Source organism: Segatella asaccharophila (assembly GCF_054687055.1).
The window spans coordinates 174573-190474 of sequence record NZ_BAACAN010000002.1; the positions used below are offsets into that span (position 1 = coordinate 174573).

The 15902-nt window shown below is 43.0% G+C and carries 16 protein-coding genes; 13 read left to right on the forward strand and 3 right to left on the reverse strand.

Translation table 11 applies throughout. The features are described from left to right. Window positions 1-19 precede the first annotated feature (19 nt). Entirely contained in the window at window positions 20-1072 is a 1053-nt protein-coding gene (murB, locus tag ACYRYG_RS02040) for a UDP-N-acetylmuramate dehydrogenase (RefSeq protein WP_460197461.1), read from the forward strand. After that, window positions 1069-1842 (forward strand): MBL fold metallo-hydrolase, encoded by a 774-nt coding sequence (locus ACYRYG_RS02045; protein ID WP_293417985.1) that lies wholly within the window; start codon window positions 1069-1071, stop codon window positions 1840-1842. Before murB ends, ACYRYG_RS02045 begins: the two co-directional genes overlap by 4 nt. A gap of 65 nt (window positions 1843-1907) precedes the next feature. On the opposite strand, the gene ACYRYG_RS02050 is transcribed toward ACYRYG_RS02045, so the two are convergent. Genes ACYRYG_RS02050 through ACYRYG_RS02060 form a run of 3 tightly spaced genes read right to left on the reverse strand, consistent with a single transcriptional unit; the run spans window position 1908 to window position 2762 of the window. Continuing rightward, window positions 1908-2159 carry a hypothetical protein gene (locus tag ACYRYG_RS02050; RefSeq protein ID WP_293417983.1) on the reverse strand — a complete coding sequence of 84 codons (252 nt, stop codon included), beginning with the start codon at window positions 2157-2159 and terminating at the stop codon, window positions 1908-1910. A gap of 19 nt (window positions 2160-2178) precedes the next feature. Next, on the reverse strand, window positions 2179-2532 hold the full coding sequence (locus ACYRYG_RS02055; protein ID WP_293418013.1) for a phage holin family protein: 354 nt from the start codon (window positions 2530-2532) through the stop codon (window positions 2179-2181). A 14-nt stretch (window positions 2533-2546) separates the two neighbouring features. Beyond that, the gene (locus ACYRYG_RS02060) at window positions 2547-2762 is read right to left on the reverse strand and encodes a YtxH domain-containing protein (protein ID WP_293417981.1); all 216 of its coding nucleotides are present in this window, start codon (window positions 2760-2762) and stop codon (window positions 2547-2549) included. A gap of 210 nt (window positions 2763-2972) precedes the next feature. Here ACYRYG_RS02060 and ACYRYG_RS02065 point away from each other — a divergent pair, with 210 nt between their 5' ends. From ACYRYG_RS02065 to ACYRYG_RS02115, 11 genes are all read left to right on the forward strand, one after another. Then, window positions 2973-3470, forward strand: coding sequence for an SPOR domain-containing protein (locus tag ACYRYG_RS02065; protein WP_293417979.1), 498 nt, complete (start codon window positions 2973-2975; stop codon window positions 3468-3470). 113 nt (window positions 3471-3583) lie between these two features. Next, window positions 3584-4009 (forward strand): Holliday junction resolvase RuvX, encoded by a 426-nt coding sequence (gene ruvX, locus ACYRYG_RS02070; protein WP_293417977.1) that lies wholly within the window; start codon window positions 3584-3586, stop codon window positions 4007-4009. A gap of 15 nt (window positions 4010-4024) precedes the next feature. Then, window positions 4025-4588: a peptide deformylase gene (gene def / locus ACYRYG_RS02075; protein WP_293422533.1), complete on the forward strand. Its 564-nt coding sequence runs from the start codon at window positions 4025-4027 to the stop codon at window positions 4586-4588. A gap of 305 nt (window positions 4589-4893) precedes the next feature. After that, window positions 4894-6876: a tetratricopeptide repeat protein gene (locus ACYRYG_RS02080; RefSeq protein WP_460197462.1), complete on the forward strand. Its 1983-nt coding sequence runs from the start codon at window positions 4894-4896 to the stop codon at window positions 6874-6876. A gap of 72 nt (window positions 6877-6948) precedes the next feature. After that, window positions 6949-8916 carry a threonine--tRNA ligase gene (gene thrS, locus ACYRYG_RS02085; protein ID WP_293417973.1) on the forward strand — a complete coding sequence of 656 codons (1968 nt, stop codon included), beginning with the start codon at window positions 6949-6951 and terminating at the stop codon, window positions 8914-8916. A 330-nt stretch (window positions 8917-9246) separates the two neighbouring features. Then, window positions 9247-9939 carry a translation initiation factor IF-3 gene (infC, locus tag ACYRYG_RS02090; RefSeq protein WP_293422536.1) on the forward strand — a complete coding sequence of 231 codons (693 nt, stop codon included), beginning with the start codon at window positions 9247-9249 and terminating at the stop codon, window positions 9937-9939. Between the two features lie 79 nt (window positions 9940-10018). After that, window positions 10019-10216, forward strand: a complete 198-nt coding sequence (rpmI, locus tag ACYRYG_RS02095) for a 50S ribosomal protein L35 (RefSeq protein ID WP_293417969.1) — start codon at window positions 10019-10021, stop codon at window positions 10214-10216. Between the two features lie 36 nt (window positions 10217-10252). Further along, window positions 10253-10597 carry a 50S ribosomal protein L20 gene (gene rplT, locus ACYRYG_RS02100; protein ID WP_293422539.1) on the forward strand — a complete coding sequence of 115 codons (345 nt, stop codon included), beginning with the start codon at window positions 10253-10255 and terminating at the stop codon, window positions 10595-10597. A gap of 319 nt (window positions 10598-10916) precedes the next feature. Further along, complete coding sequence (locus ACYRYG_RS02105) at window positions 10917-12086, forward strand: IS4 family transposase (protein WP_294738402.1); 1170 nt, start codon at window positions 10917-10919, stop codon at window positions 12084-12086. 779 nt (window positions 12087-12865) lie between these two features. Further along, entirely contained in the window at window positions 12866-13747 is an 882-nt protein-coding gene (locus ACYRYG_RS02110; protein ID WP_294731607.1) for a hypothetical protein, read from the forward strand. Window positions 13748-13759: 12 nt separating this feature from the next. Further along, a complete protein-coding gene (locus ACYRYG_RS02115) occupies window positions 13760-15844 on the forward strand; it encodes an outer membrane beta-barrel protein (RefSeq protein ID WP_293442743.1) in 2085 nt (694 codons plus the stop codon). The last annotated feature ends 58 nt before the right edge of the window (window positions 15845-15902 follow it).

Below are 15902 nucleotides of genomic sequence, written 5' to 3' on the forward strand. Positions count from 1 at the left end.
GATCATTCAGAGAGAAAATATGAAAGATATAAAGAATGCGAGCCTTCTGGCTCATAATACTTTTGGTATTGATGTACATTGTCGCCGGCTGCTGGAGTTTTCTTCCTCGGAAGAGGCTCAGCAGGTGGTCCGGGGACTCCGTGAGGGGGATCGTCCTTACCTGCTGCTGGGAGGCGGAAGCAATCTCCTGCTTACAGGTGATTATCCGGGGACGGTAATTACTCCGGAGAATCGCTTTGAGGTTACCGTCTTTTCCTGCCCTGATGACCAGGATGGCGTTTACCTTCGGTGCTGGGCAGGATCAACCTTTGATGAGGTGGTCGACTATGCCGTAAAACTCGGATTCCATGGCATGGAGAATCTCTCACTCATCCCGGGAGAAGTGGGAGCTTCTGCCATTCAGAACATCGGCGCTTATGGCGCTGAGGCAAGTGAGATCATAAAAGAGGTGGAGGCTGTAGAGATCGCTACGGCTCTGCCGGTGCAATTCTCGAATGCTGATTGTCAGTATGGCTACCGGCAGAGCAGGTTCAAGCAGGAGTGGCGTGATAAATATCTGGTTACTGCTGTGACCTACCGGCTGACAAAGACCTTTGCCCCCAAACTGGACTATGGAAGCATACGCCGGGAACTGGATGCTAAGGGGATTATAGATCCGACTGCAAGCCAGATGAGACAGGTCGTCATAGCTATCCGTAGGGCAAAACTCCCGGATCCGAAGGTGGAAGGAAATGCGGGGAGTTTCTTTATGAACCCGATGGTCACGGAAAGGAAATTCAGAAGTCTCCAACTCTTGTATCCGGAAATGCCCTTCTTCCGCCTTCCTGTGCCTTTACGGCAGGCGGATGGAAGTGTTCTGACTGTTAAGGTCCCGGCGGGATGGATGATTGATCAGTGCGGGTGGAAGGGCCGCAGCCTTGGCCGTGCAGGCGTCCATGACAGACAGGCGCTGGTCCTGGTCAACCGTGGGGGAGCCTCAGGACAGGAGATACTGACCCTTTGCAGGACTATTCAGCATGATGTGAAAGAAAGGTTTGGCATCCAGATCCTTCCGGAGGTGAACATCAAATGAGAGTCACTCTTCTGGGTACGGGCACTTCGGGCGGAGTGCCGGCTTTGGGATGCAGTTGTGAGGTCTGCCGAAGCAATGATCCTCGTGATCATCGCCTGCGCAGCGCTGCTCTTGTAGAAACGGATTCTACAAGGATACTCATTGATGCGGGACCGGATATACGGGAGCAGTTGTTGAAGGTGCCCTTTAAAAAGATTGATGCCTTACTGATTACGCATATCCATTATGACCATATAGGGGGACTGGATGACCTGCGCCCTTTCAGCCATCACTTTAACGGACTGGATGTCTATTGTGAGAAATTTGTCGATGAACATCTGCATCAGACCATGCCCTACTGTTTTCCTCCTGCCCCGTCGGAACTGTATCCTGGTGCTCCGGTCTTGAGGATGCACACGATTTCACCTCATGAAAGGTTCAGGGTAGGAGACATTGATGTCTTTCCTGTCCGGATCATGCATGATAAAATGCCTATCCTCGGATTCCGGTTCGGTCCTTTTGTCTATATTACGGACATGAAAAGGATGGATGACGGCGAATATGCTTATTTGCAAAATGTGGATACTCTGGTCATTAATGCGCTGCGTTGGGAAAAGCCCCATCACAGCCATCAACTGGTGGCTGATGCGATTGCTGCATCCCGCAGGATGAACGCCCGCCGTACTTACCTTACTCACCTTACCCATAAAATCGGGCTCCATGCCGTCGCTGACCGGCGCCTGCCCCAGGGAATCCAGTTGGGATATGACGGACTGTCATTTGAGGTGTAAAGGTCGAAATCGTCTTATAAAGGAGATCTTCCTTGCCTGATAAAAAAACTTTATCGGAAATCCTTTTATTTTCTTTTGAATTTCCGATAAAGTTTCCAGCCCAGCACGATTCCGTCTACTGCACCTGCCCCTATATTCATGAGCCCGTGGATACGTTTGGAAGGAGTCGCATCTTTCTTGAAAGCTTCAGGCTTATGGAATAAGTCGTTCCATAGGTTCCTGGCTTCATGGTCATCTTTGAGAATGTCATTTTTCAACATTTCTTTCCGCAGACGAAGATCTGATAATGACTTGTAAGCGATTTTAGTATGAGTCATAAGGATAAGTTTTTATACATTATTTTTGTAAAAGAAGACCGGCCAGAAAGTGAACCAGCGGGCGTTCAATCCACTTATGACGGAAAAGGATGACCAATAACAGAATGAGAAGATAAACACCTGCGACGATGCAGAAGGCGAGGGGCATGTTCCCAATCCATGATGCCAGCGCATAGCCTCCGGCAAGGGACAGACTGATCAGGATAAGGAGCAGGAAGGCTGCAACAAGCATCACCATCCCTGCTGCGGTGAGTAACCGGACAACTTTATCTACAACATCGAGCTTCGTGTATTCTGCACGAAGTCCGATGTCATGTTTTAAGACCTCAACAAGTTGTCCGATTGTTTCGATGTTTTTGTCGTTACTGAACATCATACGGCCTGTTGTTATACCTCTTCTGGTGTGGCATCCTGAATGTCGTCTACTAGATCATCTTTATCCTTCTTGCTGAGTTTGATGTTATGCTTCTCGCAGAAACCATCTACTGCATCAGAAATCTTGGTACGTGTGTCTTTACCCGTCTCAGGAGCAAATACGAGACCTAAAGCTGCACCGGCGATCGTTCCGCCGAGAAATGCTCCAATGTAACCTAATGCTTTCATTTTTGTAATCTTTAATGTTCAACGATAATAATTTATCTATGGCAAAGATAGGGAAAAAGGGCGTAATCTCCAAATGTTCGAATCTTAATTTTTCGTTAATTATGTTGTAAAAACTTGATTTAACAAACTTTATTCGGAAATTTACAAAATATGTGGGCAGAATTTTGTAATTTCGCACTGTGAATTAATAACTTTATTTTTGTAAAGATCATGAAGAAGTATATGCTATTGTGTGCCGGGCTTTGCGCAGCTATGGCGCTGACAAGTTGTAAATCCAGTGAAAGCGCTTATAAGAAAGCTTATGAGAAAGCAAAAGCCCAGGAAGCTGAACAGCCGGCCAACCAGCCTATCCAGTCGGACAGTACTCCTGTGGTCACTCCGCTGCAGACCAAGTCAGCTGATCAGACAACAGTCATGGATAATGCTGATAATGCAGCTGTCCGGAAAGAGAATGTCACGGTAGTCAGTGGTGAGGGCCTGAAGAATTTCAGCGTCGTTGTAGGTTCTTTTTCCTTGAAGGCTAACGCTGAGGGACTCCAGAATACATTGAAGAATGCCGGTTACCAGGCTCAGATCGCTTATAGCGCTGGACGGAACATGTACCGGGTGATTGCTTCAACTTTCGATAATAAACTCTCTGCCGTGCAAAGCCGGAACCAGTTTCGTGCTGGAAATTATCCTGACGCATGGTTGTTGTTTAAAGAGTAATAAGGAACAGATCACAAGGGATATGGAATGCTAAAGGAAACGATTGGTGAAATCGTTTCCAGGTTTCCTATGCTGTTATCCCTTAAGAGCTTGCTTTAGAAGTATAATACCAGATGAGGGTTTTGTCCATTGACTACGGTAAAAAGAGGACGGGAGTGGCTGTAACGGATCCTTTGCAGATAATTGCAAACGGACTGACTACGATTGCTACACCGTCGCTGTTTGACTTTCTGGCTGATTATGTGGACAGGGAAGGGGTCGAACGTATTATCATCGGAAAACCGATGCAGCCGAATGGACAGCCCAGTGAGAATCTGCCGCGTGTGCAGGCCTTTGTGAACCGTTGGAAAAAGGCACGTCCTGACATACCGATAGAATATTACAGCGAGATGTATACTTCGGTCATCGCGCACCGTGCTATCCTGAGCGGAGGCGTGAAAAAGAAAAAACGTCAGGAAGACAAGGGTCTGGTAGACAAGGTTTCTGCCACTATTATCCTGGAATGCTGGATGCAGTCCAAAAGATTATCAAGAAAATAGATCTTCAATTAAATAATGATTTTACCCATTTATGTGTATGGCCAGCCTGTATTGAGAAAAGTGGCCAAAGATATTACTCCGGACTATGAGGGCTTGAAAGAACTGATTCCGGATATGTTTGAAACGCTGACAGCCAGTAATGGAGTGGGATTAGCTGCTCCTCAGATCGGAAAGAGTATCCGGGTGGTTGTCATCGATTTGAATGTGCTGAGTGACGAATTGCCGGAATATAAAGATTTTCGGAAAGCTTATATTAATGGCCATATTTTAGGCTCTGATGATAAGGCTGGAAAGGCTTCCATGGAGGAGGGCTGTTTGTCTATACCGGGGGTGAATGAGTCGGTTAGCCGTCCTAAGAAAGTTCATGTGAGTTACCTGGACGAAGACTTTCATCCGCATGATGAATGGGTAAGCGGTTATCTCGCGTGTGTCATGCAGCATGAGTTTGATCATCTGGAGGGGGTGTTGTTCGTGGATAAGATCAATCCGCTTCGTAAGAATTTGATCGGGAGCAGACTGAAGAATATCCTGAAAGGGAAATTCCGCTGCTCTTACCGTACGCGGGTGTTCCGTAAATGAAGGTATGTCGTTTCTTTAAGGGGGGAAGTATAAGGACTTGATCTATCCTGTTTGCTGATAGACTGGATTTTCCTGAACGATGATGAGGGCGTACGTTGGGACAAGAAGAATGTAGATGGCAAGTTGGAAGGTTGTCCCGTGGAAATGAAAAATTGAAATCATTGGTTGGAATATTCCGGTCTCTTCCGGAGAGAGGAGTGATCTTGCATTTATGGGCGGCAGCGGATGGTTCAGATGAAAGTAGAGACAGATCTGTTTTGTAATAGATATAAGAGTTCGATTATTTATCCTAAATTTTGTTACCTGTGAAGAAAGTCTGTGTTTTCTTGCTCATGTTTTGGTGTGTGTTGTCAGTACATGCACAGTTCAGGGTAGACCGCCTTTTGTCAGCCGGCCGGAGTGCTTTGTATTATGAAGACTATGTGCTTTCTATTCAGTACTTTAACCTGGCCATTAATTCCAAGCCTTATCTTTATGAGCCTTGGTATCTTCGTGCTGTGGCAAAGTACAATCTGGATGATTTCGTGGGGGCCGAGAAAGATGTGGGGCAGGCCATTAACCTGAACCCTTATTATAATGAGATGTATGATCTCAGGGCCATCTGCCGCATCAGGCAGAGTAAGTTCAAGGAGGCTATCAGTGATTATGACCAGGCTATCCTGATTGATCCGAGAAACCAGAACTACTGGTTTAACAGGGCCCTTTGCCATTTCCAGGAAAAGGACTATCCTGGTGCGCAGCAGGAGTTGGATACAATCATTACCAAATGGAATCATTTTGCTAATGCTTATTCTTTAAAGGCTGAGGTCAGCCTGATCCAGAAGGATACGACAACTGCTGCCCGGATGCTGGACAAGAGCCTGGCCTATGATCCCTATAACGTTGGTGCCTGGAGGACAAGAGGGCTGATCAGCCTGAACCGGCATCAGTGGAAAGATGCAGACAAGTTTCTTAGTAAAGCTATTTATTTTGAACCGAAGGCGGTGGACGATTATTTGAATCGTGCCCTGGCTCGATTGAATTACAATAATCTCCGGGGGGCATTGAGTGATTATGACCTGGCTATCGAATATGATCCAAGCAACTTCCTGGCCCATTACAACCGGGGGCTCTTACGGGTAAACCTGGGGGATGATAACCGTGCCATTGCTGATTTTGACTTCGTCGTCAAGATGGAGCCGAAGAACCCGCTCGCTATTTTCAACCGGGGGATATTGCTTGAGAAGACGGGACATGTCCGGGAAGCCATCAGAGACTATACCGCGGTCATCGGTCAGTTCCCGAACTTCTGGACGGGGCTTGCCTATCGCGCCCGCTGCTACCGCAAACTGGGCATGGCGGGGAAAGCTGAACTGGATGAGTTCAGGATCTTTAAGGCGCAGATGAATAAGACTATCGGGGTTCAGCCCCGATGGAGCCCGAAGACGCGCAGACTGGTCCGCAAGCGTTCTGAATTTGACATGAATAAGTTTAACCGGATCGTCGTGCCTGATGAACAGGTAACGGTGCATACGGATGATTATAAGTATAAGAGTGTTTACCGCGGGAAGATCCAGGACCGTAGCGTTGATATAAGTTTCCGGCCGATGTATGCCATGTCCCTCATGGAGTATAGTAATGGGATCAGTACTTATCAGGCCTTTGACGAGAATATAGAGAAGTTCAACCACCAGGTCGATCCTAAGTATCCTGTCTATCTGAATTGCAGCAAGGGACAGTTGACGGATGAGGAGTCCTTATCCTTCTTCAATTACGTAGACCGTCTTTCGAAACAGATCTCACAGACTAAGGATGTGAGGAAAATGAAGGACCTGCTGCTGGAACGTGCTGTGGCTTATTCTGTCCTCCAGGACTTTGACGAGGCGGACAATGACCTCACTGCTTATATTCAGATTGATGAGCATAATGTGCTGGCATATTGGCAGCGTGCCGTGTGTCAGTCCCGTCTGGATGCGGTCAACCAAAGTCAGGGAAGTGTTGTGACTCTTTCGCTGACCCAGATCCGTTCTGATTTTGACGATGCTATCAGGTTGAGTCCGAAGAATGCGTATCTGTATTATGACCGTGGAAATTTCCATGCTGACCATAAGGAGTACAGTCAGGCTATTGATGATTACACACGGGCTATCCAACTAGACCCCCGTCTGGCGGAAGCGTGGTATAACAGGGGACTGGCTCGTGTCTTCAGTGACAATAAGGCGGCTGGGATCAATGACCTTAGCAAGGCAGGAGAACTGGGACTTTATGATGCTTATTCTGTAATCAAGAGCTTTGAAACGAAAAAATAGCGCTTGAGATATAGGGTTTCTCAAAAAGAAATGTTACTTTTGCAGCGAGTTAAATAAAAAATACTATTTGTTATGGTAAAAATTACTTTGCCGGATGGCTCTGTACATGAATTTGAACAGGGGGTTACCGGTTATCAAATCGCCGAGAGCATCTCACCGGCTCTCGCTCGCAGCGTTGTTTGTTGCGGTGTAAATGGTGAAACGGTAGAACTAAACCGTCCTATTGAGTCTGATGCTGACGTCGTCCTCTATAAGTTTGACGATGATGAAGGAAAACGCACATTCTGGCACACCTCTGCACATCTGCTGGCTGAAGCTTTGCAGGATCTTTATCCGGGTATACAATTCGGCTTTGGACCTGCTGTTGAAAATGGCTTCTTCTATGATGTGATGCCTCCTAAGGGAACCTCAATTTCCGAGAATGATTTCCCGAAAATCGAAGCGAGGATGAAGGAGCTGGCCAAGAAGGATGAACCTCTTGTGCGCAAGGATATTTCTAAGGCTGATGCCTTGAAATTCTTTAAGGACCATGGACAGAAATATAAGGTGGAGCATATCGATCAGGACTTGAAAGATGGTACCATCTCTCTTTATACCCAGGGAAATTTTACGGATCTGTGCAAGGGTCCGCATCTGGTTTCTACGGGGATGATCAAGGCTGTCAAGATCACGAGTGTCGCCGGTGCCTTCTGGCGTGGTGATGCCAAGCGTGAACAGATGACCCGTATTTATGGTATCACTTTCCCGAAGAAGAAGATGCTGGAGGAGTACCTGGTCATGCTGGAGGAAGCCAAGAAGCGCGACCACCGTAAGATCGGTAAGGAAATGGAACTCTTTTTCTTCTCTGACCGTGTGGGCAAAGGACTGCCGATGTGGCTGCCCAAGGGAACGGAACTGCGTCTCCGGCTCCAGGATATGCTCCGTAAGATACAGAAGAAATTCGGCTATCAGGAGGTGATCACTCCGAATATCGGCTCGAAGAACTTATATGTCACTTCTGGCCATTATGCTCATTATGGCAAGGATAGTTTCCAGCCTATCCATACTCCTGAAGAGGGGGAGGAATATATGCTCAAACCGATGAATTGCCCTCATCACTGTGAGGTGTTCGCCTGGAAGCCTCGTTCTTACAAGGACCTTCCCCTGCGCATTGCGGAGTTTGGTACTGTCTATCGTTACGAGAAAAGTGGTGAGCTCCATGGACTGACGCGTGTGCGGTGCTTTACTCAGGATGACGCGCACATTTTCTTGAAACCAAGTCAGGTAAAGGATGAGTTCCTTCGTGTGATGGATATTATCCTGACAGTATTCAAAATCTTCGGACTGAATGACTATGAAGCTCAGATCTCTCTGCGTGATCCGCAGGATCATACTAAATACATCGGTTCTGACGAGGTATGGGAGGAGAGTGAAAAGGCTATCGTTGAGGCCGTGAAGGAGAAGGGACTCAAAGCGCATGTCGCTTATGGAGAGGCTGCCTTTTATGGCCCCAAACTTGATTTTATGGTGAAAGATGCCCTGGGCCGCCGCTGGCAGTTGGGGACTATCCAGGTAGACTATAACCTGCCGGCACGATTCAAACTCGAGTATACGGATGAGGATAACCAGAAGAAATGCCCGGTGATGCTTCATCGTGCTCCTTTCGGCTCTATCGAGCGTTTTGTCGGCGTGCTCATTGAGCATACGGCTGGACATTTCCCATTGTGGCTGACTCCTGACCAGGTGTCTATCCTGCCTATTTCTGAGAAATACAATGATTTCGCCGGACAGCTTCGCAAATATTTCGATTCTGTCGGCGTACGTTCCGTCATTGATGACCGGAATGAGAAAATAGGACGTAAAATTCGTGATAATGAGATCAAACGGATCCCGCTCATGGTCATTATCGGTGAAAAGGAAGCTAATGGCGGCAAACTGTCTGTCCGTAAACAGGGGGGCGGGGAGCAGTCTATGATGACAAAGGAAGAGTTTGCCAAGTTTGTCAATGATGAATGTGACAAGGAACTTGAACCTGCCATCAAATGTGAACCTAAAAACTGATTTGTCTGAACGGTGTTCCTTGCCGTTTGCAGAAATAGATGAGAGCCTCTCTTTCCGGATCGAAAGGGAGGCTTTTTGAACGGTTATGTCCTGAAAGGATAAAATGGGAAACAAGAGACTGATGTGGTCCGTATAGCAGGCCTAAGGTGGGGAAAACTTATCCTTTGATCGGTTTTTCCGGCCCTGTTGGTTTTTAAAAGTAGTGTAAAAGCGGAATGTTGCCCTTAGAAGAGACCTTATCTGACAAAAAACAAACAAAAAATTTTGTAAGCTCCTTACTTTTTTATAACTTTGCAGACGATTCGATAAAAGAAAACTTAAAATAGTTGAATGAAGAATGACACAATCAAATTTCGCTATCGCATTAACGAACAAATACGCGTACGCGAAATCCGCCTGGTAGGCGAAGGCGGCTCCCAAGTTCTGCCTACACGCCAAGCAGTCAATATGGCTCGTGAACAAGGAATAGACCTTGTGGAAATATCTCCAAATGCTCAACCACCAGTGTGTCGGCTCATCGACTATCAAAAGTTCCTTTACCAGCAGAAAAAGCGGCAGAAAGAGATGAAAACGAAGCAGGTAAAGGTAGAAATCAAGGAAATCCGTTTCGGACCGCAGACGGATGAGCATGATTATCAGTTTAAACTGAAGCATGCCGAGGAGTTCCTGGAAGAAGGCAACCGGGTTCGTGCCTATGTGTTTTTCAGAGGGCGCAGCATCCTGTTCAAGGAACAGGGGGAAGTCCTCCTGCTTCGCTTTGCCAATGATCTCGAAGAATATGGAAAGGTGCAGCAGATGCCTAAACTGGAAGGGAAGAAGATGTTCTTGTATCTGGCTCCTAAAAAGGTGGGTGTCGTGAAAAAAAGCCAGCAGAAACGAGACCGGGAGAGCGCCAAGGCGGCTGAGAAGTCTGCAAAGGCGGCCGTTCAGAAGAATGTGTCTCCGGAAACAAGCGAGAAGGGACTCTTTGCAAACAGCAAGGGTGGAGAAGAAACCTTGAAGAAACTAAAAGAAGATAAATAATAATTTCGGGTGTGTGTGACGTCTTGGTATATACGTTACCGCCCCGATAGATTTTCAGATGATTAAATAATAAACAAAAATGCCAAAAGCAAAGACAAATTCCGGTGCAAAGAAGAGATTTACTTTCACCGCTACAGGAAAGATCAAGCGCCACCACGCTTATCACAGTCACATTCTTACAAAGAAGACTAAGAAGCAGAAGAGAAATCTGGACAGTCAGGTCTTGGTGGACCCGGCTAATCGCAAACAAGTTCGTGATTTGCTTTGCCTGCGTTAATCAAATTATTAGTCTAACTTTTAAAGAAAGAAAATTATGCCAAGATCAGTAAATCATGTAGCTTCAAAGGCAAAGAGAACAAAAATCCTGAAGCTTACCAGAGGTCAGTACGGAGCTAGAAAGAATGTTTGGACGATAGCTAAGAACTCTTGGGAAAAGGGTCTTACCTATGCTTACCGTGACAGGAAGACTAAGAAGCGCAACTTCCGCGCACTGTGGATCCAACGTATTAATGCGGCTGCCCGTCAAGAGGATATGAGTTATAGCCAGCTGATGGGTGCTCTGCATAAGGCAGGCATCGAGATCAACAGGAAGGTTCTCGCTGATTTAGCAATGAACCAGCCGGAGGCTTTCAAAGCTATTGTGGACAAGATTAAGTAATCCTTTTTGGATTTTACTCATAGAAATGAGGGTGTGTCATTCACAATGATATATCCTCATTTTTTTTGTTCTAGTATAACTTTTAATACTGTAGGAGGGGTATTAAAAGATTAATGATTTTTATTTATTCATGAAACCCGTAAGATTTTTATATGTAGATCTTCGATGGTAAGTTTTTAGGTTCCTGATCACTAGTGTCCGGAATATTTATTCACGGAAGTTATAATTAATTTAAAATCAAACAGTTGCAATGCATATAAGTTTTTCCGATAGAAAATTCTTATCTTTGGACTTGGTATTCATCTTATTTAGACTCGCCATGCCCAACGGAAAAACTGTTTTTGCTCAAATTATGGACATTGTCCCTGATTATGAACTCAGAAAATGCATTGAAATATATAGTGCGGACAAGGGGATGAAAAAGTTCAGCTGTCGTGATCAGTTCAAGGTAATGAGTTTCGCTCAGTTTACAGGGTGTTCAAGTCTCAGACTGGTAGATGCCACTCTTACAGCATTTGGCTATAAACTTTATCACTCCGAAATGAAGTTGATGCACAAGTCTACTCTCGCAGAAATGAACGAGAAGAAGCCTTGGCTCATTTATCATGATTTTGCACAGATTCTCATAGAAAGAGCTCATAAACTCTATAAAAATGATTACTTTAGGCTTGGACTTGATGAGATGGTCTACGCCTTTGACAGCAGTACTATTGAACTGTGTCTTCAGCTCTGCCCCTGGGCCAGGTTCCATCATGGAAAAGGTGCCTTCAAGATGCATACTATGCTTGACATCAGAGGTTCTATTCCAACCTTCGTCTGGCTTACAGAAGCAGCAGTCAATGATGTTAATGCCCTTGATATCATGCCGGTAGAGGCTGGATCGATCTATCTGATGGATAAAGGATATGTAGACTTTTGGAGACTGTTCAACAGAATCCACCAACAGGGAGCATTCTTTGTTACCCGTGCTAAGAACAACATGAAATATAAAGTCGAAGGCAGCAGAGAAGTTAATAAGACAGCCGGGCTTATCAGTGATGAAAATATCAGGCTGACCGGTCCCATTGTTTCTTTGGATTATCCTGACCTGATGCGACTTGTAACATATGAGGATTATGATACCAATAATGTCTATCAGTTCCTGACTAACAACTTCACACATGAAGCAATTACCATAGCTGAACTGTACCGTGAACGTTGGAACGTCGAACTGTTCTTTAAATGGATAAAGCAGCATTTGCATATCAAGTCGTTTTTCGGAACCAACCAGAATGCAATATTTACACAAATATGGATAGCAGTCTGTGACTATCTGCTTTTGCTTATTGCTCGTAAGGTCTATCATATAAATCAAGAACTTTATATTTTTTCTAAGGCTATTGGGCTGGTACTATTTGAAGTGATACCACTTGCTGACCTGTTTAACCAGTTTGACGAGTCTAAATTAGAGCCCGGGGATGACGGGCAATTGTGGCTATTTGAAGAATAATTATTCAGCGCATAAATATCCCGGACAGTAGTGGTTCCTGATATTTAACCGATTTATTCATAATCAAATAATTGGAATGTACCATCACTGAAAAATAGATGCTTATAGGAAAACTAATGATACGGACTGATTGTGAATGTGCAATATAGTCTTGGTAACAATAGAAAAATTTGGAGTTGAATAGTTGTTAATAAAATTAAGTAAAGTTAAAATTATGCTTATAATTTTTATTCTATTCGAAAATAAGCTATATTTGTGTTATATTTTAAATTAATTAATGTCATTATAACGAAATTAATATTTATTTGACTATTTGATTTAATTGCCCAAAGAAATTAGCAGGTACTTAGATTTATATTGTACAATTTAAAATTGCACTATTAGGATATAATCCATGATATCAATCGATCTTTAGATGCAGATTAATATATAATTTAGTAACAATAGATGACCAAATATGATATTATTTTAAATTGGTTGCCACCAGCAAATTGTAGTATGTCTTCTGCTTGTATGACAGTTCTGCAAAATTATCTTAATGATAGGAACATAAAGACAAAGTGCAAATCAATTTGATGACTGCCTTTCTGACGAATCTATGGACCGTTTACATGGAGCATCTAAAATTAGCGGAGGTATTGATAATATTAAAATAGGAATCAAAAGTGTTTCCGTGGGAGGTCATATCAACATTTAGCTTGAGAATCCGAAAGGATTTACTTATTAAAGTGCCTTCTTTTAAAGAAGGAGGCACTATTTATGTTTGAAAATTTCGCCTTATGAGAATAAATTGTATTTTTCTTTGTGCCATTTTTGGATTGATGCCAGTTTATACTTTTGCGCAACAGGAAAACAAATCAATTAGAAATCAACATAATAATCATGGACATGTCCTTGAGTTTATGTCTGAAAGTAAGCATTCTGGTGTTACAAAAAATGATGGAAATTCATTCACGATTATGCCGGACAATAAATCCGATAATCTTTCTGATGCCCATGCTGATAGTATACCTTTTACAAAAGAAATCTGGACAAACCTCGATCGTGATAATGCATTAATACAAGGACTTGCAGATCAGCAAAATGCAAGGTTCAGCTCTCATGGTGAGAATTACTTTCAAGGAGGCAACTTCGCAACTTTGGGGGATATATCTTTCAATGGAGCTCTTGTCAAAGAAGAGTATCTGAATCTATTGACCAAGAATATATTAACGATAGGTGTTTCTTACACTACAGGAAATCTATCCCTTCAGGCCGGAGGAGTCATTAACAGATATTTTACATTAGGTGTTACTAATCAATATGGTATTTTCGGCCAGATGGAGTATGCCATAAGTCCGAATTTAAGCCTAACTCTTTTTGGAGAATATGATAATAGAACTCCTTATTTCTATATGGCCACTTTTCCTTATATTAATGGAAGCCGATACGGTGGCTACCTTACGATAAAAGGTGAAAGAGTTGGAGTTAAGTTAGGAGCCGAACGGTATTACGATCCATTTTCACAACATTGGGAAATGAAGCCAATAGTTACTCCTACTGTCCATATCTCAAAGAATTTCACATTAGATCTTCCTGCAGGAGATTTGTTAAAAGAGGCTGCTGATAGATATATTTGGAAGAAGAAAAATGGCCCTATGATAATGCCTGGAGATTTCTAGAAAGATGAATGCATGTCATTGAAAAAGATTTTATTTTTGGTCCTGACTTTTACTTATATAGTATTCTGTAATGCTCAGGAAACAAATCGGGATTCTCTTCGAATGGATAGCGTTATCCATTCATTACCCGAAGTAATGGTAAAAGGTTCCCGTCCTCTAGTAAAGGTTGAAAGAGGAAAACTTGTTTACGACTTACCTCACATCATAGAAAAACGGGATGTAGACAATATCTATGATGCTATTAAGGAGATTCCTGGAGTTACGGGGACTGAAGAAAAGCTATTGATTGCCGGATCTACATTCACTGTCATTATAAATGGCAAAAAACTATCATTGAATGATGAACAGATAAATGCCCTACTGAAAACGATACCGATTAGTCGATTAAAAAATGCAGAAGTCATTTTAAATGCACCAGCCAAATATCAGGTACGTGGGACAGTGGTAAATATCAATTTGAAGAGCAGTGATGAGGTTCAGAATGGCTTGCAGGGAGAATTTACTTTAGCCATGAATAACCAACACCATACCATGTATGGTGAAAGAGGTAATATCCTTTATCATCGTGGTAAGTTTTCTTTAGATGCTATGCTCTTTCATGAACATGGAGACCAATATTCAATAACTAATGTAAACAGCCACCACACTCTGAATGATGGTACCATTCATGATATCAAAACAAAACTTGTAAAACATACCAACGGGCATAGCTATACATACCGTTTAGGAATGGACTATGACTTCGCTGACAATCATAAACTTAGTTTGGCATATAACGGCCAGTATGCAACAGCACATAGTCAGCAGGATATTTCCAAGAGTGTTCAGTCGAATTCACGTTATAGAAGTCAGGACTTCCTTCATAATCTAGAATTAAATTATGATCTTCCTATCGGCTTAAAAGTTTCTGTTGACTATACTTATTATCATACGCCCGATACAGAAGTGCTGACAAGCGTATCCCCTGTTGGTGAAATAAATTTCCTCTCTACCGGTAAACAAAACCTCAACCTTTGGAAGTTTGCATTGGCTGAAGACCAATCTGTTTCAGATAAGGTGAACATTAACTATGGAATTATTTATTCCAATACAATAGATCGGAGCGGACAGACGTTCCGGCCAACAGGCAATAATACATCAGAATTACCGGAGAACAGTAATTACAAACGCTGTGAGGATATAGTCAATATATATGTTGGTACTGACGTAAATTTTTCTCAAAGATTAATGTTTTCTGCTTCTATTGCCGAAGAATATTATCACAATGTAGCATGGCATAATTGGAATTTCTACCCAAATTTTACACTGACTTATGTTCCCAGCAATTCAAGCATTTTTCAGTTAGGTTTTAGTTGTGAAAAGCAGTTTCCTGAGTATTGGAGTTTGCAGAATTTTACAAGCTATTCAAATGGTGGATATAGTGAAATCGTAGGCAATCCGCAGTTGAAACCTTCCAATGAATACACAGGAACACTAGCTTATATCATCCATAACAAATACCAGTTGGTCGCATTTTATAATCAGACAAATGATTATTTTGTACAAACTCCTTATCAACGGCATGATAGGTTGGTTGTACAGTATAAATATTTGAATTTTAACTATCAGAGAAAAGCTGGTCTTCAAGCTGTTATTCCTTTCAATGCTGGTTCTGTATTGGATGGCAAAGTCTCGGTTATAGGTACATGGATGAATGAACGCTGTGATCATTATTATGATGTTCCTTTCAACAGGCATAATATGAATATTACGACAGATTTGACAAATACATTTACACTTACCAAAGGACTATATCTTAACCTTGACGGTTATATCCGTACTAAAGCTATCCAAGCCATATATGATTTGCCAGCTTCGGGCAGTGTGAATGTAGGACTTAAATATCAATTCCTGAAGAAAAGGGCAACACTCCATATATTCTGTAATGATATCTTTCAGACTGCTGTGATTAATCCTCGGATTCATTATAAGAACCAAAATATGAAGATGGATTTCTCTTGCTACCGTACCTTTGGAGTTTCCTTTATTTATAATTTTGGTGGATACAAAACAAAAGAACATGATGATGTAGATACGTCAAGATTTAAGAAAGATTGATTAATCGGTAAAGAAGAATGTTATTCTTATGACGATCTGAACAGTTTCATCAGAACAT

Coding starts and splice junctions, on each gene's coding strand:
- rpmI (WP_293417969.1), top strand. CDS start 10,019: ATGCCAAAAGCAAAGACAAATTCCGGTGCAAAGAAGAGATTTACTTTC.
- ACYRYG_RS02110 (WP_294731607.1), top strand. CDS start 12,866: ATGAGAATAAATTGTATTTTTCTTTGTGCCATTTTTGGATTGATGCCA.
- murB (WP_460197461.1), top strand. CDS start 20: ATGAAAGATATAAAGAATGCGAGCCTTCTGGCTCATAATACTTTTGGT.
- ruvX (WP_293417977.1), top strand. CDS start 3,584: ATGAGGGTTTTGTCCATTGACTACGGTAAAAAGAGGACGGGAGTGGCT.
- ACYRYG_RS02065 (WP_293417979.1), top strand. CDS start 2,973: ATGAAGAAGTATATGCTATTGTGTGCCGGGCTTTGCGCAGCTATGGCG.
- def (WP_293422533.1), top strand. CDS start 4,025: ATGATTTTACCCATTTATGTGTATGGCCAGCCTGTATTGAGAAAAGTG.
- ACYRYG_RS02060 (WP_293417981.1), bottom strand. CDS start 2,762: ATGAAAGCATTAGGTTACATTGGAGCATTTCTCGGCGGAACGATCGCC.
- ACYRYG_RS02115 (WP_293442743.1), top strand. CDS start 13,760: ATGTCATTGAAAAAGATTTTATTTTTGGTCCTGACTTTTACTTATATA.
- ACYRYG_RS02045 (WP_293417985.1), top strand. CDS start 1,069: ATGAGAGTCACTCTTCTGGGTACGGGCACTTCGGGCGGAGTGCCGGCT.
- thrS (WP_293417973.1), top strand. CDS start 6,949: ATGGTAAAAATTACTTTGCCGGATGGCTCTGTACATGAATTTGAACAG.
- ACYRYG_RS02050 (WP_293417983.1), bottom strand. CDS start 2,159: ATGACTCATACTAAAATCGCTTACAAGTCATTATCAGATCTTCGTCTG.
- ACYRYG_RS02105 (WP_294738402.1), top strand. CDS start 10,917: ATGCCCAACGGAAAAACTGTTTTTGCTCAAATTATGGACATTGTCCCT.
- rplT (WP_293422539.1), top strand. CDS start 10,253: ATGCCAAGATCAGTAAATCATGTAGCTTCAAAGGCAAAGAGAACAAAA.
- ACYRYG_RS02055 (WP_293418013.1), bottom strand. CDS start 2,532: ATGTTCAGTAACGACAAAAACATCGAAACAATCGGACAACTTGTTGAG.
- infC (WP_293422536.1), top strand. CDS start 9,247: ATGAAGAATGACACAATCAAATTTCGCTATCGCATTAACGAACAAATA.